Here is an 18781-nt window from a genome sequence, read left to right on the forward strand (position 1 = left end):
GAGGTGCCGGCGGTATCGGCCAACCGGTTACCGCTCGGTCACCGGGGTCAGCCGTTCGGCCGAGGCCGCGCCTACAGTTTGCGCAGGCGCACCCGGTTGATGCTGTGGTCCGGGTCCTTCCGGAGCACCAGCGTCGCGCGGGGGCGCGTCGGCAGGATGTTCTCGACCAGGTTCGGCTCGTTGATCGTGCGCCACAGGTGCCGCGCCTCGGCGCGGGCCTCGACGTCGTCCAGCGTGGCGAAGTGGTGGAAGTGCGAGGCCGGGTCGGCGAACGCCGTGCTGCGCAGCTTCAGGAACCGCTCCACGTACCAGCGCTCGATGTCCTCGATGTGCGCGTCCACGTAGATGGAGAAGTCGAACAGGTCCGACACCGTCAGGCTCGGGCCGGGCTGCAGCACGTTCAGGCCCTCGATGATGAGGATGTCCGGCCGGTTCACGACCTGCTCCTCGCCGGGCAGGATGTCGTAGGCGAGGTGCGAGTACACCGGCGCGCTGACCGACTCGGCGCCGGACTTGACGTCGGAGACGAAGCGCAGCAGCGCGCGGCGGTCGTAGCTCTCCGGGAAGCCCTTGCGGTGCATGATGCCGCGGCGGACCAGCTCGGCCTTCGGGTAGAGGAACCCGTCGGTGGTGACCAGGTCGACGCGCGGGTGGTCGGGCCAGCGGGCGAGCAGGGTGCGCAGGATGCGCGCGGTGGTCGACTTGCCGACCGCGACGCTGCCGGCGATGCCGATCACGAACGGCACCTTGGTGCCGCGGCAGTCCTCGCCGAGGAAGGTCGTGGTGGCTTCGTAGAGACGTTGACGCGCCGCGACCTGCAGGTTGATCATCCGCGACAGCGGCAGGTAGACCTCGGCGACCTCGGTCAGATCGATCTGCTCCCCGAGCCCCCGCAGACCGCGCAGCTCCTCGGCAGTCAGTGGCAACGGGGTGCTGCGACGCAGCTCCCGCCACTGCTCCCGGTGGAGCTCGACGTACGGGCTGAGCTCACGTACCCGTGGCATTCCCACACTCCTTGCCCGTCGGTGGGCTGGGCTGGCGTCGACATCTCCGGTAACGCAGGTTCAACGGTAGGTCTTACGGCGCGTAAATGCGCTGTGACCTTCTACACGCACCCCGGAAAGCGCCGCTGACCAGCGCGGGAGTGCTAGATGTTCTGTCCCGTGAGGTTGGGTATGCGGGTGGCGGGTGGGCCGCCGATGCTGGTGTGGTGTCGGTGATGGTTGTAGTAGTGGAGGAAGCCGGGCAAGGCGGCGCGCCGTGCGGTTTCGGAGTGGTAGGGCTGGGCGTAGGCCCATTCGTCGAGCAGGGTGCGGTTGAACCGCTCGACTTTGCCGTTGGTTTGGGGGCGGTAGGGGCGGGTGCGTTTGTGTTGGATGCCGGCGGCGGTGAGGGTGTTGCGCCAGTTGCGTGAGCGGTAGCAGGAGCCGTTGTCGGTCAGCACTCGCTGCACGGTGATGCCGTGGGAGGCGAAGAACGCCTGGGCCCGGGTCCAGAACGCGACCGCACTGGTCTGGGTCTCGTCGGGCAGGATCTCGGCGTAAGCCAGGCGGGAGTGATCGTCCACGGCGTTGTGCAGGTAGCTGTAGCCGATCTGGGGTTTGCCGTGGGGGTAGCGGGCGGTGGTGGTGGCCTTGCGGTGCTGGTTGCCGGTGGCGCGGTCGCAGATCTTGTGGCCACCGCCGTCGGGGATGTTGCCCAGCTTCTTGATGTCGACGTGCACCAGCTCACCCGGTGTGGCGCGTTCGTAGCGGCGCACCACCCGCCCGGTGGCCCGGTCCAGGTGCCGCAGACGGGCCAGGCCATAGCGGGTCAGCACGCGATGCACCGTGGAAGCAGCCAACCCCAGCAGGGCAGCGATGCGGGCCGGCCCCCACCGGCGCGCCACCCGGACCTTGATGATCCGCCGCTCGGTCCGGGTCGGGGTGCGATGCGGGCTGCGATGCGGACGTGAGGAGCGGTCGACCATGCCGGCCTCACCCTCGTCACGGTAACGGTCGGTCCACCGTTTCGCGGTGGCCACCGACACCTGGAACCGCTCCGCCGCCCGCCGCAGCGGCCACCCCTCCTCCACGACACACCGGGCCAGACGCAGTCTGCCGGTCGGGGTCAACGGCGCGTTACGGTGAGACACGAGGACCTCCTGCGGTGCGGTGCAGATTGTGGTGATCCACACCGAACCCGGAGGTCCTCCCTCACTTCAAGATCATCCAACTACGTGTCCCCGCGTTCACAACCTCCCCGAGCAGTACAGCTAGAGCGTGTTCCGGGGTGGCTTGCGTGGCGGTGCCGGTAGCGGCCCCTCCCGCCAGCCCGCCACCGCCCGCAACGGACACGCTTCGCGTGGCGGTCTCGGTCAAGGCGGCCCCTGGCTGTGGGATCGCCTCCTCATGAATTCCCGCCCGCCTGCCCGAGCACCACCCCTGGTGGACGCCCTCCGCGCGGCCGCGCCGATCACCACGCCGGCGCTGTCCTCGCCAGGATCCGCCCACCCGCGAGCCCGCCACCGCCCTCAACGGACGCGCTCGCGCTGCTCTGCCCGTTCAAACCCGCGGCGGTGCCGCTTGTGAAACAGAACCTAGTTGCGCCGGAAGACCTCGTCCCAGGCCGCCGCCACCTGGCGCGCGCAGGTCTCCGGGCTGACGCCGCCGACGCCGGTGCCGAGACCGGGCATCGCGATGGTCCCCACCACCGCGCGCACCGCCACGCCCTGCTCCAGCACGCCGTCGCGCCACTGCAGGAACACCGCCCGCGCCGCCAGGTACGGGTGGACCGTGTCGGCGGGCAGCCGCTCGCCGGGTTCACGCATCGTCGGCGCGCTGATCAGCCACGCGGGCGCGGGCTCGCCGGTCGGGACCACGACCGCGCTGCCCACCGGCAGTTCGCCGCCGTGGTAGGCGAGGATCGTGCTGCGGACGTTCTGCTCGACGTTCGGGAAGGCGCGCGCGTAGACGGCGTCGATCCCGCCGCGCATCCAGCCGAACGAGTTCGCCGGGCTCACCACGGCGTCGGCGACGACGTCCAGCACCGAACCCTGGTGCACGCGCACCGATCCGGTCATGGTGTCCACAACGGAGCGCCACGCGCTGGCGAGTGGTTCGTCGACGGCACACAGCACCAGGGCGGGAGTCGAGGGAGCGACCTGGTCCTCCGTTCGGTTGCCGGTGGGTTGGGTGCCCGATTCGGCAGTCACCTCTACACCATGCCAAAAAACGCGACCCCGCGTAACCACGAGACGCACTCGAATGCCTGAACAGACCAAGACCCGGCGCGGTGCGTAGCCTGTCCGCGTGTCACGGATCGCATATTTCGGGCCGGTCGGGACGTTCACCGAGCAGGCGGCGCGCACTTTCACGACGGCGGGGGACGAACTCGTCGCCGCCGAGACGATTCCGAAGGCGCTGGACGCCGTTCGGCGCGGTGAAGCGGATGCGGCGTGCGTGCCGGTCGAAAACTCCGTCGAGGGCGCGGTTCCCGCGACGCTGGACAGCCTCGCCGTCGGCGAGCCGTTGATCGGTGTTGCGGAAGCCTTGCTGCCAGTGCACTTCAGCGTCCTCACGCGGGACGACGTCGGCGAAATCCGTACTGTGGCGAGCCATCCGCACGCGCTCGCGCAGGTCCGGAAGTGGCTGGAGGACAACCTGCCCGGCGCCCGCGCGGTGGCGGCCGGCTCGACCGCGGCGGCCGCGGTCGCCGTGCAGGCAGGGGAGTTCGACGCCGCCGTGACCGCGCCGGTCGCCGTCGAGCACTACCCGCTGAAGGTGCTGGCGACGGAGGTCGCCGACGTCCGGGACGCCCGCACCCGGTTCCTGCTGATGCGGCGGCCCCCGGTGACGTTGCCGGAGCCGACCGGCGCCGACCGCACCTCGATCGTCGCCGCGGCCGCCAACCGCACCGGCGCGCTCGCCGAACTGCTCACCGAGCTCGCGACCCGCGGCATCAACCTGACCCGCCTGGACGCCCGCCCGAACAAGCAGAACTTCGGCGAGTACCGGTTCTTCATCGACTTCGAGGGACACGTCGCCGAGCCGCGCATCGCCGACGCGCTCGCCGCGCTGCGCCGCCGCTGCCGGGATGTCCGGTTCCTCGGCTCGTTCGCCCGGGCCGACGGGGTGACGGCGACCATCGAACCGGCCGCCCGCAACGAAGACTTCACCGACGCCGCGGACTGGGTCGCCGCGGTGCAGAGAGGGGAGCAGGCGTGAAGCTGTACCTGGTCCGGCACGGGCAGACCCCGGCCAACGTCGCGAAGAAGCTGGACACCGCGCTGCCCGGGCCGCCGCTCACCGAGCTGGGCCACGAGCAGGCGCGGCAGCTTGCCGAGAAGCTCTCGACCGAGCCGGTGGAGGCGGTCTACGCCTCGCACGCGATCCGCGCGCAGCAGACGGCGGCCCCGCTGGCCGAGGCACTGGGCATGACGGTGGAGCGGGTCGAGGGCGTGCACGAGATCGTCGTCGGCGACCTGGAGGGCCGCCACGACCGGGAGGCGATCGAGCACTACCTGACCGTGGTCAGCCACTGGACCCGCGGCGAGCTGCACGTCTCGATGCCCGGCGGGGAGACCGGCGAGCAGGCCAGGGCGCGGTTCACCGGCGCGATCGCCGGTCTCGCCGAGCGTCACGACCTCACCCGATCGGACGGTGTCGTGGTGCTGGTCTCGCACGGCGGGCTGATCCGCGTCGGCGCGGAGTGGCTGGCCCCGAATGTGCGGCCCGAGCTGGCCGATCAGGGCCTGATCCCGAACACCGGCATCGTCGAGCTGGAGATCGCCGCGGACGGTGGCTGGCAGTGCCTGAACTGGGTCGGTTTGCCCATGTAGGCGACTTCCCGGGCGGTGACGCAGGGTGGTTTGTTGTAGTTTCACCGCATGTCGCGATGGGTCGTCGGAAAATCGCGTGACACCACGCAACCCGGCGTGTGGACCGCACGTCTCCCGGGTAGTGCTCCGATCGGCACAGGGAGGGGAAAGATCGTGGTTCGAGGACATTTCCCGCGCATCGGGCTCGGTGTGGCGACGGCGGCACTGGCGGCCGTCCTGGCCGGCTGCGGCACCGCGGGCACCGAGAACGCCCAGCCGCAGTCGGGGGCGCCGACGACGCCAGGCTCCACCTCGAGCAGCCCGTCCACGTCCGAGTCGTCACCCGAACCGGACGCGGCGACCAGCACGAAGGCCGGCGAGACGCTGTGCAAGTCCAGCGACCTCAAGCTGACCCTCGGTCACGGTGACGCCGGCGCCGGCACGGTCTACCGGCCGCTGATCTTCACCAACGTGAGTGACCGTCCCTGTGTGATCCAGGGCTTCCCGGGCGTTTCGTACGTCGCCGGGGAGGACGGCCACCAGGTGGGCCCCGCGGCGGTCCGTCAGGGCGAGAAGGGCGGCGCGTTCACGCTGAACAACGGCGACACCGCCTACGCCGAGATCGGGTTCGTCAACGTGCAGAACTACGACACCGTGACGTGCCAGCCGCAGCCGGTGCGCGGCCTGCGGGTCTACCCGCCGCAGGAGACGGCGTCGATGTTCGTCGAGCTGCCCACCACGGGCTGCGCGAGCGAAAAGATCCCCGGTGACCAGCTCACCGTCCGGACGATCCAGAAGGGCAGCGGCGAGTAGCTAGACGGTGCCGCAGATCTCACGGGCCTGGGCGAGGTGCCGCCGGCCGTTGGGGTCGGCGAAGTTGAGGCTCAGCGCCATCCGCCGCACGCCGTCGATGTGGTCGGCGAGGTCGTCGTAGGTCGAGCTGACCTCGGCGGCCGCCGAGGCCAGCGCGTCCGCCGCCATGATGTGCTGCAGCACGCCCGGTTCGAGCGTGCCCCGGCCGACGCGGCCCTCCGGCAGCGGCTCGGCCCTGGCCAGCGCGGCGCACGCGGCCTTCGCGTCCGCGGTCGGACCGCTCACCGCGGTGGTCGACGCCCACAGCACGCCGATCATCCCGGCGCCGACCGCGAACCCGGCGACACCCGCCAGCACCAGCCGGCGCCGCGCCGCGACCGGCTCATCGGAGTCGCTGATCCGCATAGGACATTCCAGCACCGACCGGACGCCCGCACCAGACGCTGATCGGCCCCCATCCGGGGGTGGCACGCGCGGGCCCCGGCGACGACCATCGGCTCCATGACATCGACGTCCCCCTACGACCGGCCGGACGCCTGCGTCGCCCGGCTGCTGTGCGACGACCACCCGGACGGCGACGTGGCCTTCACCGTCATCGAACCGGACCTGACCAGCCGCGACCTCACCTTCGGCGAGCTGCGGGACGCCTCCGCGCGCTTCGCCACCGCGCTGGCGGAACTGGGGGTCGGGCGCGGTGACCGGGTCGCGACGCTGATGGCCAAGTCGGCCGAGTTCGTCGTCGCCGTGCTGGGGATCTGGCGGCTCGGCGCGGTGCAGGTGCCGCTGTTCACCGCCTTCGCGCCGCCCGCGATCGAGACCCGGGTCGGCGGCGTCCAGGTGGTCATCGCCGACGCGTCGCAGCGCGCCAAGCTCGACGAGGTCCCCGGCGAGCGGCGGGTGATCGTCACCGGCGAGGCGAGCGGGGACGACCTCGCGTTCGCCGACCTGCTGCGCGCGGAACCGCAGCCGGAGCCGGTCGCCGTCGGCGGCGACGGGACGATCGTGGAGCTGTTCACGTCCGGTACGACCGGTGCGCCGAAGGGCGTGCCGATCCCGGCGCGGGCGATCGCCGCGTTCCGGATGTACCAGGAGTTCGGCCTGGACCACCGGCCGGACGACGTGTTCTGGAACGCCGCCGACCCGGGCTGGGCCTACGGCCTGTACTACGCCGTGATCGGCCCGCTCGCGCTCGGGCAGCGCAGCCTGCTGCTGCACGCCGGGTTCTCCCGGGAGCTGACCTACTCGGTGCTGGAGCGGTTCGGCGTCACCAACTTCACCGCGGGCCCGACGGTCTACCGCGCGCTGCGCAACGCCGACGTCCCGGTGCCGGACGGGTTGCGGCTGCGGCACTGCTCGTCGGCGGGCGAGCCGCTGAACCCGGACGTCATCGAGTGGGCGGAGAAGGCGTTCGGCGTGCCGATCCTGGACCACTACGGCCAGACCGAGCTGGGCATGGTGATCGCGAACGGCTGGCACCCGGACATCCGCGGCGAGCTGCGGCCGGGCTCGATGGGACGCGCGCTGCCCGGATGGCGGGCCGAGGTGCTGCGCCCCGACGCCGACGAGGTCGCGCCGCCGGGCGAGCAGGGCCGGGTGGCCGTCGACCTGGAGCACAGCCCGCTGATGTGGTTCACCGGGTACCGCGACGCGCCGGATCGCACCGCGGAGCGGTTCTCCGCCGACGGCCGCTGGTACCTGACCGGGGATGTGGCCACTAAGTCCGCGGACGGCTACTTCACCTTCGCCTCGCGGGACGACGACGTCATCTTGATGGCCGGGTACCGCATCGGGCCGTTCGAGGTGGAAAGCGTGCTGCTGCAGCACGACGCCGTCGCGGAGGCGGCCGTGGTCGGCCTGCCGGACGAGCTGCGCGGCGAGGTGGTGGCCGCGTTCGTCGTGCTCCGCCAGGGCGCCGAACCGGGTGAGGAGCTGGTGGCGGAGCTGCAGCAGCTGGTGAAGACGAAGTACGCGGCGCACGCCTACCCGCGCCAGGTGCACTTCGTGCCCGAGCTGCCGAAGACCCCGAGCGGCAAGCTGCAGCGGTTCCTGCTCAGGAAGAGCTGACCGGCTCGCGATCCATCGAGAACCGCCACAGCAGCAGCACGGCGAGCGCGGCCAGCGCGATCTGGGCGCCCCCGGACACCGCGAAGGTGGCGCTCGCGCTGCCGAGCACCTGCGTCAGCGCGCCGCCGGCCAGCGCGCCGAGCGGGATCGCGCCCCACACGACCGTCCGCCACACCCCGAGCACGCGGCCGAGAAGCTCGCTCGGCACCAGGGTGTGGCGGGCGGTCGCCAGCACCACGTTCACCGCCACGACGGCCGCCGCGAACAGCCCGAACAGGGCGGCGGACGCGATCGGCTGGTGCACCAGGCCCATCGCGCCGAACCCGACGCCACCGGCGAAGATCCCGGCCACCAGCACCGGCCGCCGCCCCGCGCGCCGCACCAGCCGCGGCGCGACCGCGGCGCCGGCCAGCCCGCCGATGCCGCCGACGAACGTGAACAGCCCGAACGCGGCCTCGCTCAGCCCGAGGTCCTCCAGCGCGTACAGCACCAGCTGGGCCTGGGCCATCTCGCTGGCGAAGCTGATCAGCCCGGCGATGACCACCAGACGGCACAGCAGCGGGTGGTGGACCAGCCACTTCAGCCCGTCGACCAGGTCGGTGCGCAACCGGGTCGGCTCGGCCCGGGTCTTCGGCCGGAAACTGCCCGCCAGCCCGACGAGCAACGCGGCCGCGATCGCGAACCCGGCCGAGTTCAGCAGGAACGGGAACGCGGCGAACACCGCGAACGTGAGACTGCCGATCGGCCCGCCGAGGAAGGTCTGGCCGAGGATCTCGGCGCCCTGGAACTTGCTGTTCGCGCTCTCCAGCTGATCCGGCCTGGCCAGCGCCGGGATCATCGCGTTGCCCGCGCTCTCCGCCACCGTCTCGGCCGCACCCAGCAGCAGCGCGGCGACGTAGACGAGCCAGATCGACAACGTGCCGGTGTACACGAGCAGAGCGGTCAGCCCGACGACCACCGCCCGCGTCGCGTTCGCCAGCAGGACGGCCCGCTTGCGGTCCACCCGGTCCGCCAGGGTCCCCGCGAACACGCCGAGCAGCAGCCACGGCAGGAACTGGGTGGCGGACAGCGCGCCGATCTGCACCGGGTCACGCGTCAGGGTCGCGGCCAGCAGCGGAAAGGCGACCTTGCCGATCCCGTCGGCGAGGTTGCCCACCGCATTGGCCGCCAGCAGCCAGCTCAGCCGCCGGTCCGGCATACGTCCTTCATGATCACCCTCGGTGGCGTCCCGATTCCCCAGTGCTTCCGATGCTGCCATGACGAGCGTCGGAAAGGCGAGTTGATGAACCCGAATCGGGGTGTTCTGGGTGTGGGTCCAAAGAAAAAAGAAGTGCCTCGCCGGCGGGCAAGCTCTGGGGAGGAAGGGGCCGGGTCGCCGGGGTGGTTGGGTTGGTGGCTGCCCGTTGCGTTGGGTTCGGGTGGGCCCGGGCTCGCGTTCTCCCCGACACCGGGCCGCACGGAAGCACCGAAAACAGGCCCTGTCCAGGGTGAAGTGAACGCTGCGCGCCCTGGACAGGGCCTGTTTTCGGCGCTCGGGTGGCAGCCAGGCGACGGGGAGAACGCGAGCGGGGCCCACCCTTGGTGGTTGCCTCTACCGAGTGGCTGCTAGCCCCAGCCGAGTTCGTGCAGGCGGCTGTCGTCGATGCCGAAGTGGTGTGCGATTTCGTGCACCACCGTGATCAGCACCTCTTCCACCACCTGCTCCTCCGAATCGCACATGGCGAGGATCGGGGTGCGGTAGATCGAGATCCGGTCGGGCAGCACGCCGCCGTAGTCGCTCGTTCGTTCGGTCAGCGCGACGCCGTGGTAGAGGCCGAGGATGTCCGGCGCCTCGTCGTTGTGGTCCTCCACCAGCACGACCACGTTGTCCATCGCGCCGGCCAGTTCCTCCGGCACCTCGTCCAGCGCGTCGGCCACCAGTTCTTCGAACCGGGCCTTCGACATCTCCACGGGCACGGGCCACTACCTGCCCGGGCTCGTGGGCGGAGCCGGCGTCCCGGCCTTGCGGATGCTGCCCGTCACAGGCGCGAGGCCGCTGTTGTCCGCCAGCTTCGCGCCGACCTTGCAGTTCACCAGCGTTGAACCGGCGTCCCAGCTCTCCTGCTCCCGGATGTCCCACGTCAGGATCAGCTTCTGCGCCGCCAGGTCGACCTCGCCCGCGTAGTCCTGGACCGCCCGGTTGCACTCGGTGTCCAGCCAGATCTTCTGGTCGTTCTGCGACGGGTAGCCGTCCGGGAACTTCGTCTTCAGGTCCAGCGTGGCGACGATCTCGTAGGAGTGCGGCTGCGCGCAGTCGATCGGGTTGCCGACCGTCTTGTCGACCAGCGCCAGGCACGTGCCCGGCTCCCACACCGCCGACTGCGACTGGCCCGCCGCGTTGCCGATGATCGGCTCCAGCTTGCCGCCGGGCGCGGCCCACTGCAGCACGCACCGCATCTCGCGGTCGCCGTCGGCCCACTCGTCGTTTCCGGGGCGCAGCGCGCTCACCGTGAACCGGCCGAACGGGTCGAGCTGCTCGTTCAGGTACGTCTCCACACCGGCCGTGCAGCGTTCCAGCGCGATGTCCCGCCACTGGTCGACCGTCGGCGCGGGCGCGTTCGGCGGGTACTTGTCGCCGATGTTGACCACGCCGGTGACCTCGTACAGGTGCGGCTGGGCGCACGGCACGATGTGGATGTCCGACACGTCCGGCATGGTCCACGTGACGCAACTGCCGGGCGGCGCGGTGAACGCGGCCTTCGCCTCGGGGGACTCCTCGACCTCGCCGCCGCCGCTGACGGCGCCTCCCCACGAGAACGCGACGCTCAGCGACAACGCCAGGATGGCGCCCAAAAACACACCCGCCATCACCAGGCGGGTACGCAGCGTGGTCTTCTCCACTCCATCTCCGAGCATCGCGTCCCATAATGCCTGCGTCAGCGGGACGGGACACCCCTCGGGTGGTTAGGGTGAGCGCGATGACAGACGACGGTGCGCCGGGCGGCCAGCAGCCCCCGGAAGAACAGCCCCCGCGTGGCTCGATGCGGTTCCAGGACCCATCGACGGCCAAACGACGGGAGCCCACGCTGGCCGAGCAGCGCGCTCGGCGGCAGGCGCTGGAGGACCAGGCCCGCCAGGAGGCCGCCGAGGAGCAAGCACGCGCCCAGGCGGAGCAGAAGGCCGCCACCCGGCGGAAGGTGCTGATCGGCAGCGGCGTGACCGTCGGCCTGGTCGCCGTCGTGGCGAGCTGGTACATCGCGGCCACCGGTGACGAGGTCAGCGCGGTCTGCACGGACAGCACCGGCACGGTGCGGCCCGACGAGTTCTGCGACGACAACTACGCCACCAGCCACGGCGGGTACTACAACTCGGCCACCGGCTTCTGGTTCATCCCGATCGGCGGCGGCCGCTACGAGCAGTACCGCTACAACTACGGCGGCACCGGCACGGTCGGTCAGCCGGTGCGCGGCGGCACCTACACCGCGCCGTCCGGCAACACCACGGTCAAGACCCAGTCCGGCAAGACGGTGCAGCGCGGCGGCTTCGGCATCAGCGGCAAGTCCAGCGGCGGCGACGGGAAGAGCGGGGGATCCTAGGGTGCGGAGGGGGACCGCCCAGCCGCGGCGGGACTGGCAGCGCATCGTCGAAGAGCAGGGCCTCGTGTTCGGCACGCCCGCCCGCTACGGCTCCGGCCAGGAGCGGCCGTACTGGGACGAGTCGGTGCACTACGTCCTGGAGATGGACGAGGTGCTCAGCCTCGAAGCCGACGTCGAGCTGCTGCATTCGATGTGCCTGGAGGCCGTCGACAACGTCGTGCTGACCGAGCGCTACCGCGAGTTCGGCATCCCGGAGTGGGTGTGGCCGCACATCGCGGAGTCGTGGAAGCGCCGCGACCCGCACGTCTACGGCCGCTTCGACCTGCGCTACGACGGCAACGGCCCGGCGAAGCTGCTGGAGTACAACGCCGACACGCCGACGTCGCTGCTGGAGGCGTCGGTGCTGCAGTGGCACTGGAAGACCGACGTCTTCCCGGACGACGACCAGTGGAACTCGGTGCACGAGCGGCTCGTCGAGCGCTGGCAGGAGATCCGCGGCCAGCTGCCCACCAACGAGCTGTACTTCACCTGGTCCAGCGCCGACCCGACGGGCGAGGACCACATCACCACCTCCTACCTGCAGGAGACCGCGGCCGAGGCCGGCCTGGACACCGTGGGCCTGGCGATCGAGGAGATTGGCTGGGACCCGGTGCTGAAGCGGTTCGTCGACCTCGAAGAGGCGCCGATGAACACCGTGGTCAAGCTGTACCCGTGGGAGTGGGTGGTCGAGGAGGAGTTCGGCCGCTTCGCCGCCGAATCACTGCCGCGCACCCTGTGGATCGAGCCGCTGTGGAAGATGCTGCTCTCCAACAAGACGCTGCTGGCGATCCTGTGGGAGAACTACCCGGGCCACCCGAACCTGCTGCCCGCGTTCGTCGACCAGCCGGGCATCCTCACCGAGTACGTGCGCAAGCCGAAACTGGGCCGCGAGGGCGCGAACGTGCAGATCGTGGCGCCCGGCTACGAGACCGAGACCGGCGGCGTCTACGGCGCCGAGGGGTACGTCTACCAGGCGTTCGACCCGCTGCCCGAGTTCGACGGGTTCCGCCCGGCGCTGGGCGCGTGGATCGTCGGCGACACGTCCGCGGGCCTCGGCATCCGGGAGACCGCGGGCCTGGTCACCGACGACGGCGCCGCGTTCGTCCCACACCGGATCCCGCAATCGTGATAAACCACCCGCGATCACTCACACCACCAAACTGGGAGAATCCGTGACCCACACCCTCGCGCTGGCCGAGACGTTCGGTTCCGACCTCGTGCGCGGGATCGGTGCGATCCTGCTGTACGGCGTCATCGGGCTGCTGCTGATGCTGGTCGGGTTCTACGCGATCGACTGGACCACCCCCGGCAAGCTGTCCGACCTGGTGCGCCGCGGCCTGCCGAACGCGGTGATCGTCACGGCGTCCGGGATGCTGTCGATGGCGTTCATCGTGGTCGTCGCGATCTTCAACTCGGCCAGCGACCTCACCGAAGGCCTGATCACCTCGCTGGTCTACGGCCTGCTCGGGATCATCGTGCAGGTCCTGGCGGTGCGGCTGCTGGAGTGGTCGACCCGGATCGACGTCAAGGGGACCATGCAGAGCGAGGTGTTCGCGCCGGCCAGCATCGTGGTCGCGGCCGCGCACCTGGCTCTGGGTCTGGTCGTCGCGGTCTCGATCAGCTGACCGGTAGCCCCTAGGGTGGGTGTGTGCGCCTGCTGAGGACTCCCGAAGACCGGTTCACCGACCTCCCCGACTTCGACTACCCGCCGCTCTACTGCGACCTGGAGAGCGAGCACGACGGCATCGTCCGGATCTCCTACGTGGAGGCAGGCCCGTTCGACGGTCCCGTCGTGCTGCTCCTGCACGGCGAGCCCAGTTGGTCCTTCCTCTACCGCAAGGTGCTGCCGGTGCTGGCCGACGCCGGGATCAGAGCGATCGCGCCCGACCTGATCGGCTTCGGCCGCTCCGACAAGCCCGTCGACGTCGCCGACCACACCTACGCGCGGCACGTCGAGTGGATCCGCTCGTTCGCGTTCGACGCGCTCGACCTGCGTGACGTCACGCTGGTCGGGCAGGACTGGGGCGGCCTGATCGGGCTGCGCGTCGTCGCCGAGAACCCGGACCGGTTCGCCCGCGTGGTGGCGGCCAACACCGTCCTGCCGACCGGCGACCAGCCCATGCCGCCCGAGTGGCTCGCCTTCCGCAACGCCGTGCAGAAGGCGCCAGTGCTCGACATCGGACGGTTCGTGCAGTCCGGCTGCCGCACCAAGCTCACCGACGAAGAGCGCGCCGCCTACGACGCGCCGTTCCCCAACGAGATGTACAAGGCCGGTCCACGCGCCATGCCCGGGCTGGTGCCGACCACTCCGGACGACCCGGCGAGCGAGGCGAACCGCCGCGCCTGGTCGGTGCTGTCCGAACTGGACACCCCGTTCCTCTGCGCCTTCGGCGACAGCGACCCGATCACCGGCCCGGCGGCCCCCGTCCTGCAGCGCGCCATGAAGGGCGCGGCAGGCCAGGACCACCGGACGCTGGCGAACGCGGGCCACTTCCTGCAGGAGGACCAGGGCGAGGAGCTGGGCCGGATCATCGCCCGGTTCGTCACCGGCTGACAGCCGCGGACGCCACGGTGGCGGCACCACCGTGGCGTCCCCGCGTCAGCGGTTGCGGCGCTGCTTGGTGTCGTCCTCCATCTCGACGCGCTCCTTGCGCACCTGGCCGGACACGGTCTGCTCGTCGCGCACGGTTTCCTTGGCCAGCCGCACCTTTTCGACCGGCACGGTCTCCTTCTCGACCTTCGGGCGCTCCTCGTGCAGGGTGATTTCCTGCTCCTCGTCGGAGATCCGGGCGCCGGTGCGGTCGCCGTCGGTGATCGGCTCGCGCTCCAGCCGCACCTCCTCGTGCGTCACCGGCACCTTGACCTGCTGCTCCTCGGTGACGGTGTACTTGCGCAGCTTCACCCGGCCGGTCTCGACGCGCTCGGTGCCGACGTTCAGCCGTTCCTCCGAGCGGGTCATCGACTCGCCCGCGGCGCCCCGCTTGCTGGGCTGCGGCGTGGTGCGGCCGCCGCCCCGGTTCTCCTGGCTGGCCCGCGGCGCCGGCATGTCGTAGAACCGGTACAGCTCGGCGGATTCCTGTTCGGACAGGTGCCGGTCGCCGTCGGTCTGCGGCGCCTCGGACACCTTCTCCTTGGTCACCTGCACGTGCAGGCCATCGCGGTCCATCGTGGCGCCCTTGAGCGGCACGAAGCTTTCCTTGTGCCCGAACATCCCGGTGCGGACCGTGACCCACTCCGGCTGCTGCGTGTCGTCGGCGACGTAGACCGTGCCGACCTTCCCGATCTTGCGGCCGTGGGTGTCCACCACCGCGTTCTCCATGAGCTCCTCGGGACGCATGGTGCCAGTCATTGCTCACTCCTTCCCCGTTTCCGTTCCGCCATGGGTGTAGACGGATCGGTGGGGGTGCGAAACTGACACCATCAGGGATCACTCACGTGGGCGTCACCCGCGCATCGGTTGCCGCTGCTTCGATCGCGTCGAGCAAAGCGTCCAGGGTGGACAGCTGACGCGGTTCGAGCCGGCCGAAGACGCGGGACAGGATTTCAGTGACGGCCCGCCCCGCGCCAGGCGCTCGTCCACCGCCCGCCGCACCTGGTTGGAGACGGTCAGGTAGCGCAGCCCGATCTTCCCGGCTTCCGGCATTTGCACCTCTCGGAAAGTAGTGAGGTACCTCAGCGCGAAGGTGGACGAGCTCCGCCGCGTGGCCGGGCAGCCGGTCGACGCGTTCCTGGCCGGACGGCTTCGCCGAGATGACCGCCGTCAACTACCTCGCACCGTGGCCGCTGACGAACCTCCTGCGGGAACGGATCACCGGGCGGGTCGTCACGGTCGCCTCCGAGGCGGCCCGGCACGCGCCCAGCGTCGACCCGGCGCGCGACCTCGCGTTCACCGGCGAATACACCCGCCGCGAGTCGTCCGTCCACTACGGCCGGACGAAGCTTATGGCGATCGTGTTCAGCCAGGAACTGGCCCGCCGCCTCGCGGGCACCGGCGGCTCCGCCGTGTGCTGCGACCCCGGCTTCGACACCACCGGCCTCGGCCGGGAACTGCCGTTCGCCGGGCTGCTCGAAAAGACCCTGCGCGGCTTGCGGATCGGCGGTCCGCGTCGCGCAGCCGGGATCATCACCCGGCTCGCGACCGACGACACCCTCGCCTCCGGCGGCTACTACTCCGTCCGGGACGCCCAGCCGCTCGATTGCCCCAAATCGGGCCGCGGCGCGGAGATCCAGCGCCGCCTCTTGGACGAGACGGCGAGGCTGCTCTAGGCCGTGCTGCCGTCGGGGTTGATCACCGCGAAACCGGTGTAGGGCACCAGCGCCTCGGGGATCCGGATCGAGCCGTCGGCCTGCTGGTTGTTCTCCAGCACCGCCACCAGCGTCCGCCCGATCGGCAGGCCGGACGCGTTCAGCGTGGCGATCTGCGCCCGCTTGCCGTCCTTGCCCTTGCCGCGGATGTTCGCCCGGCGCGCCTGGAACGTGCCGGTGTCCGACGCGCTCGAGATCTCCCGGTAGGTGCCCTGGCTGGGCAGCCACACTTCGACGTCGAAGGTGATCTGCGCGGAGAACCCGGTGTCCCCGGCCGCGAGCTTGATGACCCGGTACGGCAGCCCGAGCTTGCGCAGCGGCGCCTCGGCGTGCGACAGGATCTCGTCCAGCGCCTCGCGCGAACGCTCCTCCTCGACGAACTGCACCAGCTCGACCTTGGAGAACTCGTGCTGCCGGATCAGGCCGCGGGTGTCCTTGCCGTACGAGCCGGCCTCCGAGCGGAAGCAGGGCGTGTGCGCGGTGTAGCGCAGCGGCAGGTCCTCCAGCTGCAGGATCTCGCCCGCGTGCAGGTTGACCAGCGGCACCTCGGCGGTCGGGATGAGGAACAGCTCCCGGTCCGCCACCCCGGTGCGGAACAGGTCCTCCTCGAACTTCGGCAGCTGGCCGGTGCCGGTCATGGTCTGCCTGGTGACCAGCGCGGGCAGGCTGAACTCGGTGTAGCCGTGCTCGCCGGTGTGCACGTCGAGGAAGAACTGGGCCAGCGCGCGCTGCAGGCGCGACCCGGCGCCCTTGAACACCGCGAACCGCGGGCCGGACAGCTTCGTCGCGCGGCTGAGGTCGAGGATCCCGGCGCGCTCGCCCAGGTCGACGTGGTCGAGCGGCTCGAAGTCGAACTCCGGCGGCGTGCCGACGCGGCGCACCTCCTCGGCGAACTCCTCGGTGGCGCCGTCCGGGATCTCGTCGAGCGGGATGTTCGGGATGCCGAGCAGGAACTCGTGCAGCTCCGCCTCGACCTCCCGCTGCTCCTCCTCGAGCCGGGTGATCCGGTTCTTCAGCTCGCGGGCCCGCTCGCGCAGCTCGGTGACGTCCTCACCGCGCTTGGCGGCGGCGCCGACCTCGGCCGCGGCCTTCTTCGACTCGGCCCGCGCCTGGTCGCCCTCGCTGATGACGGAGGACCGCCTGCTCACCAGCTTGCTCAGGTGGTCGGTGTCGAGCACGTACCCGCGACGGCGCAGCTTGGCGGCCGCGTCCACCTCGGGGTCGAGCAGCTGGCGGGGGTCGTGCATCAGTACTCCTGGTGCGAGCCGGTACGGATGCGCTCCAGCGTAACGAGCCCGACCAGCGGGTTTCGCGCTACCCGGTCGGCAGCCCGATCTCCCGCCGCGACGGCGCGCCCAGGTCCCAGTCGAGTGGCACGCCGGCGGCGCGCAGGGCCGACCACATGGTCACCTGGTTGGCCGTGAGCACCGGGATGCCCAGCCGCCGCCGCAGGGGCTCGATCACGTCGTAGGTGGGGACGTTCGTGCAGCTCACGAACAACGCGTCGGCGCCGGTGGTGTCCAGCTCGGCGACCGCGGCCAGCACGTGCGCGTAGGTCATCTTCCAGATTTCGCCGAGCATGCCGAGCCCGACGCTCGCGGTCGTGGTGATGCCGTACTCGGCGAGGAACGACACCAGCCGGTCGGTGACCGCGTCCACGTACGGCGTCACTACCGCCACCCGGCGCACGCCCAGCGACTCCAGCGCGCTGACCATCGCCCCGGAGGTGGTGACCGCGCGTGGCGCCCCGGCGTCGAGCATCGCCGCGACCAGCGCGGCCTCCCCCGCGGCGCCGCCGATGAAGCTGCCGGACGTGCACGAGTAGGCGACCACCTCGGGTTCGGGGACGAGCAGGTCGCGGGTGGCGCGGCGGACGCCGTGCGGGTCGGCCAGCGCCTCGGCGAGCTGCACGGTGACCGGCTCGGGCAGGTAGGGCAGGCGCGTGGTGTGCAGGCACGCGTGGTCGGGCACCCAGCGCCACAGCTCCCGGTCGAGGGCGAAGTCGAACGGCGCGACCACACCGATCCCGGTCTGGACCGGCAGGGTGATCTCGAACGGATCAGCTGTCATCGCGGCGTCTCCCTCTCCCGGCAGCGCCCGCCAGGCTAGGTTCGGCGTGGGACAACCGATCACGCCGCGAGTTACCGAGCGGTTAAACCTGGTCCGGGGAGGCATTCAGTGAGGTGGCGGATCGCCGCGGTGGTGGCAGCGGCCGGCCTGGTCAGCGCGTGCACGACCACGGTCAGCGGGACACCGCAGCCGGCGCCCGGGCGGATCACGGTCGCGCCGGCCGGCTCGACCGACCCGTGCACGCTGCTCACCACCGACGAGGCCGCCGAGCTGGGGCTCGGCCCTGGCACGCCGAAGGCGGCCCAGCCCTCCTACCGGGTGCCGCCGGGCTGCGAGTGGCGTTCACTCGACCCGGACGCCAGCCTCGACGACTCGCTGCAGGCCTACTACGGCACCGACCAGACGATGGAGGAGTACTTCGCCGCGCAGCCGCTCGGGGAGAAGCAGATCGGCGGCATCACGTGGCAGCACTACAGCTCCATCATGGGCGACTGGCTGTGCAACCTGGCCGTCAAACTCGGCGAGATGGAGTTCGTGGTGCTCAGCGGGCAGAACCTGCTGGACCCGAGCAAGTCGTGCGTGGTGGCCGAACGCGCGGCGCCGATCGTGGCCGCGCACTTGCCGCAGCGCTAGGGCGAGCAGGGGCCCAGCGTCCGGACCTCCGCGCCGGGGAACAGCTGCTCCAGGTCCGGGGCCACCTGCTCGGGCGTGGTGTCCGGCCGGGTCATCAGGACCACGGCCGCGGGCAGTGCCTCCGGCCGGGACTTGCTCAGCAGGTCCGGGTCGTCGGCGAAGATCCGCTTGAACTCCGCCCAGGCCTCCAACCGGGTCTGGGTGCGGACGCTCGCGAACCGGGCGTCGCCGCGCAGCCGGTCCGCGGCGGCGGACATCACCGGGTCCGGGTCGGTGCCGTTGAAGTAGACGGTGATCTGGTGTTCGCACTGGTCCCGCGCCTCCGCGGCCTGCCGGTCCGCGGGCGATTCGCCCGCCCACAGGAGCGCGCCGCCCCCGAGGCCGGCGCCGACGGCGAGCACGAGCGAGAGGACGAACACCCACACCGGGATGCTCCTGGTCCGCCGCGGCACGGCCGCGGCGACGGGTCTGTCGGTCACCTGAT

At 71.0% G+C, this 18781-nt stretch carries 21 protein-coding genes; 10 read left to right on the forward strand and 11 right to left on the reverse strand.

Going from position 1 to position 18781, the window contains the following annotated elements; genetic code table 11:
• Nucleotides 1-71: 71 nt before the first annotated feature.
• The 3 genes from coaA to AMY39116_RS0303955 form a co-directional block, all read right to left on the reverse strand.
• Complete coding sequence (coaA, locus tag AMY39116_RS0303945; protein WP_017986156.1) at nt 72-1004, reverse strand: type I pantothenate kinase; 933 nt, start codon at nt 1002-1004, stop codon at nt 72-74.
• Between the two features lie 143 nt (nt 1005-1147).
• On the reverse strand, nt 1148-2134 hold the full coding sequence (locus tag AMY39116_RS0303950; protein WP_039791196.1) for an IS481 family transposase: 987 nt from the start codon (nt 2132-2134) through the stop codon (nt 1148-1150).
• Between the two features lie 444 nt (nt 2135-2578).
• Nucleotides 2579-3193, reverse strand: coding sequence for a macro domain-containing protein (locus AMY39116_RS0303955; protein WP_027935612.1), 615 nt, complete (start codon nt 3191-3193; stop codon nt 2579-2581).
• Nucleotides 3194-3290: 97 nt separating this feature from the next.
• On the opposite strand from AMY39116_RS0303955, the gene pheA reads away from it, so the two are divergent.
• The 3 genes from pheA to AMY39116_RS0303970 all read left to right on the forward strand — a co-directional run bounded on the left by pheA (nt 3291) and on the right by AMY39116_RS0303970 (nt 5611).
• Nucleotides 3291-4205, forward strand: coding sequence for a prephenate dehydratase (pheA, locus tag AMY39116_RS0303960; protein ID WP_020416411.1), 915 nt, complete (start codon nt 3291-3293; stop codon nt 4203-4205).
• Nucleotides 4202-4819 carry a histidine phosphatase family protein gene (locus AMY39116_RS0303965; protein WP_020416412.1) on the forward strand — a complete coding sequence of 206 codons (618 nt, stop codon included), beginning with the start codon at nt 4202-4204 and terminating at the stop codon, nt 4817-4819. The genes pheA and AMY39116_RS0303965 overlap by 4 nt, the downstream gene beginning before the upstream one ends.
• Before the next feature lie 153 nt (nt 4820-4972).
• A complete protein-coding gene (locus tag AMY39116_RS0303970) occupies nt 4973-5611 on the forward strand; it encodes a DUF4232 domain-containing protein (RefSeq protein ID WP_039791165.1) in 639 nt (212 codons plus the stop codon).
• Here AMY39116_RS0303970 and AMY39116_RS0303975 read toward each other — a convergent pair whose 3' ends face one another.
• Entirely contained in the window at nt 5612-6016 is a 405-nt protein-coding gene (locus tag AMY39116_RS0303975) for a hypothetical protein (protein ID WP_020416414.1), read from the reverse strand.
• Nucleotides 6017-6112: 96 nt separating this feature from the next.
• Here AMY39116_RS0303975 and AMY39116_RS0303980 point away from each other — a divergent pair, with 96 nt between their 5' ends.
• Nucleotides 6113-7675, forward strand: a complete 1563-nt coding sequence (locus tag AMY39116_RS0303980; RefSeq protein WP_020416415.1) for an AMP-binding protein — start codon at nt 6113-6115, stop codon at nt 7673-7675.
• On the opposite strand, the gene AMY39116_RS0303985 is transcribed toward AMY39116_RS0303980, so the two are convergent.
• The 3 genes from AMY39116_RS0303985 to AMY39116_RS0303995 all read right to left on the reverse strand — a co-directional run bounded on the left by AMY39116_RS0303985 (nt 7662) and on the right by AMY39116_RS0303995 (nt 10570).
• A complete protein-coding gene (locus AMY39116_RS0303985; RefSeq protein WP_020416416.1) occupies nt 7662-8873 on the reverse strand; it encodes an MFS transporter in 1212 nt (403 codons plus the stop codon). The genes AMY39116_RS0303980 and AMY39116_RS0303985 overlap by 14 nt on opposite strands.
• 407 nt (nt 8874-9280) lie before the next feature.
• Nucleotides 9281-9631: a metallopeptidase family protein gene (locus AMY39116_RS0303990; RefSeq protein WP_020416417.1), complete on the reverse strand. Its 351-nt coding sequence runs from the start codon at nt 9629-9631 to the stop codon at nt 9281-9283.
• Nucleotides 9632-9637: 6 nt separating this feature from the next.
• The gene (locus tag AMY39116_RS0303995; RefSeq protein WP_235716051.1) at nt 9638-10570 is read right to left on the reverse strand and encodes a septum formation family protein; all 933 of its coding nucleotides are present in this window, start codon (nt 10568-10570) and stop codon (nt 9638-9640) included.
• Between the two features lie 125 nt (nt 10571-10695).
• Between AMY39116_RS0303995 and AMY39116_RS0304000 the strand changes: the two genes are divergently transcribed.
• Genes AMY39116_RS0304000 through AMY39116_RS0304015 form a run of 4 tightly spaced genes read left to right on the forward strand, consistent with a single transcriptional unit; the run spans nt 10696 to nt 13843 of the window.
• Complete coding sequence (locus tag AMY39116_RS0304000) at nt 10696-11250, forward strand: hypothetical protein (RefSeq protein ID WP_020416419.1); 555 nt, start codon at nt 10696-10698, stop codon at nt 11248-11250.
• 1 nt (nt 11251) lies between these two features.
• Entirely contained in the window at nt 11252-12418 is a 1167-nt protein-coding gene (locus tag AMY39116_RS0304005; protein ID WP_020416420.1) for a glutathionylspermidine synthase family protein, read from the forward strand.
• Nucleotides 12419-12461: 43 nt separating this feature from the next.
• Nucleotides 12462-12914 carry a DUF350 domain-containing protein gene (locus AMY39116_RS0304010; RefSeq protein WP_020416421.1) on the forward strand — a complete coding sequence of 151 codons (453 nt, stop codon included), beginning with the start codon at nt 12462-12464 and terminating at the stop codon, nt 12912-12914.
• Nucleotides 12915-12937: 23 nt separating this feature from the next.
• Nucleotides 12938-13843: a haloalkane dehalogenase gene (locus AMY39116_RS0304015; protein ID WP_020416422.1), complete on the forward strand. Its 906-nt coding sequence runs from the start codon at nt 12938-12940 to the stop codon at nt 13841-13843.
• Between the two features lie 45 nt (nt 13844-13888).
• On the opposite strand, the gene AMY39116_RS0304020 is transcribed toward AMY39116_RS0304015, so the two are convergent.
• Nucleotides 13889-14638, reverse strand: coding sequence for a DUF2382 domain-containing protein (locus AMY39116_RS0304020; protein ID WP_020416423.1), 750 nt, complete (start codon nt 14636-14638; stop codon nt 13889-13891).
• Between the two features lie 401 nt (nt 14639-15039).
• Here AMY39116_RS0304020 and AMY39116_RS42165 point away from each other — a divergent pair, with 401 nt between their 5' ends.
• Nucleotides 15040-15555 carry a hypothetical protein gene (locus AMY39116_RS42165; protein ID WP_020416424.1) on the forward strand — a complete coding sequence of 172 codons (516 nt, stop codon included), beginning with the start codon at nt 15040-15042 and terminating at the stop codon, nt 15553-15555.
• Here the strand turns inward: AMY39116_RS42165 and serS are convergent.
• Together serS and AMY39116_RS0304035 are read right to left on the reverse strand one after the other, a co-directional pair.
• A complete protein-coding gene (serS, locus tag AMY39116_RS0304030) occupies nt 15552-16841 on the reverse strand; it encodes a serine--tRNA ligase (RefSeq protein WP_020416425.1) in 1290 nt (429 codons plus the stop codon). The genes AMY39116_RS42165 and serS overlap by 4 nt on opposite strands.
• Nucleotides 16842-16908: 67 nt before the next feature.
• Complete coding sequence (locus tag AMY39116_RS0304035; protein ID WP_020416426.1) at nt 16909-17664, reverse strand: Asp/Glu/hydantoin racemase; 756 nt, start codon at nt 17662-17664, stop codon at nt 16909-16911.
• A 108-nt stretch (nt 17665-17772) separates the two neighbouring features.
• Here AMY39116_RS0304035 and AMY39116_RS0304040 point away from each other — a divergent pair, with 108 nt between their 5' ends.
• Nucleotides 17773-18297, forward strand: coding sequence for a DUF3558 family protein (locus tag AMY39116_RS0304040; protein ID WP_020416427.1), 525 nt, complete (start codon nt 17773-17775; stop codon nt 18295-18297).
• Here AMY39116_RS0304040 and AMY39116_RS0304045 read toward each other — a convergent pair.
• Nucleotides 18294-18776, reverse strand: a complete 483-nt coding sequence (locus AMY39116_RS0304045; protein WP_020416428.1) for a permease-like cell division protein FtsX — start codon at nt 18774-18776, stop codon at nt 18294-18296. The two genes, AMY39116_RS0304040 and AMY39116_RS0304045, sit on opposite strands and share 4 nt — an antisense overlap.
• Between the last annotated feature and the right edge of the window lie 5 nt (nt 18777-18781).

Source organism: Amycolatopsis sp. ATCC 39116 (assembly GCF_000231075.2).
GTDB classification, from domain to species: Bacteria; Actinomycetota; Actinomycetes; order Mycobacteriales; family Pseudonocardiaceae; genus Amycolatopsis_E; species Amycolatopsis_E tucumanensis.

Excerpts from the sequence above, each read along its gene's own strand:
- coaA (WP_017986156.1), bottom strand. The coding sequence starts at position 1,004 with ATGCCACGGGTACGTGAGCTCAGCCCGTACGTCGAGCTCCACCGGGAG.
- AMY39116_RS0303975 (WP_020416414.1), bottom strand. The coding sequence starts at position 6,016 with ATGCGGATCAGCGACTCCGATGAGCCGGTCGCGGCGCGGCGCCGGCTG.
- AMY39116_RS0303980 (WP_020416415.1), top strand. The coding sequence starts at position 6,113 with ATGACATCGACGTCCCCCTACGACCGGCCGGACGCCTGCGTCGCCCGG.
- AMY39116_RS0303985 (WP_020416416.1), bottom strand. The coding sequence starts at position 8,873 with ATGCCGGACCGGCGGCTGAGCTGGCTGCTGGCGGCCAATGCGGTGGGC.
- AMY39116_RS0303995 (WP_235716051.1), bottom strand. The coding sequence starts at position 10,570 with ATGCTCGGAGATGGAGTGGAGAAGACCACGCTGCGTACCCGCCTGGTG.
- AMY39116_RS0304000 (WP_020416419.1), top strand. The coding sequence starts at position 10,696 with ATGCGGTTCCAGGACCCATCGACGGCCAAACGACGGGAGCCCACGCTG.
- AMY39116_RS0304020 (WP_020416423.1), bottom strand. The coding sequence starts at position 14,638 with ATGACTGGCACCATGCGTCCCGAGGAGCTCATGGAGAACGCGGTGGTG.
- AMY39116_RS42165 (WP_020416424.1), top strand. The coding sequence starts at position 15,040 with ATGACCGCCGTCAACTACCTCGCACCGTGGCCGCTGACGAACCTCCTG.
- serS (WP_020416425.1), bottom strand. The coding sequence starts at position 16,841 with ATGCACGACCCCCGCCAGCTGCTCGACCCCGAGGTGGACGCGGCCGCC.
- AMY39116_RS0304035 (WP_020416426.1), bottom strand. The coding sequence starts at position 17,664 with ATGACAGCTGATCCGTTCGAGATCACCCTGCCGGTCCAGACCGGGATC.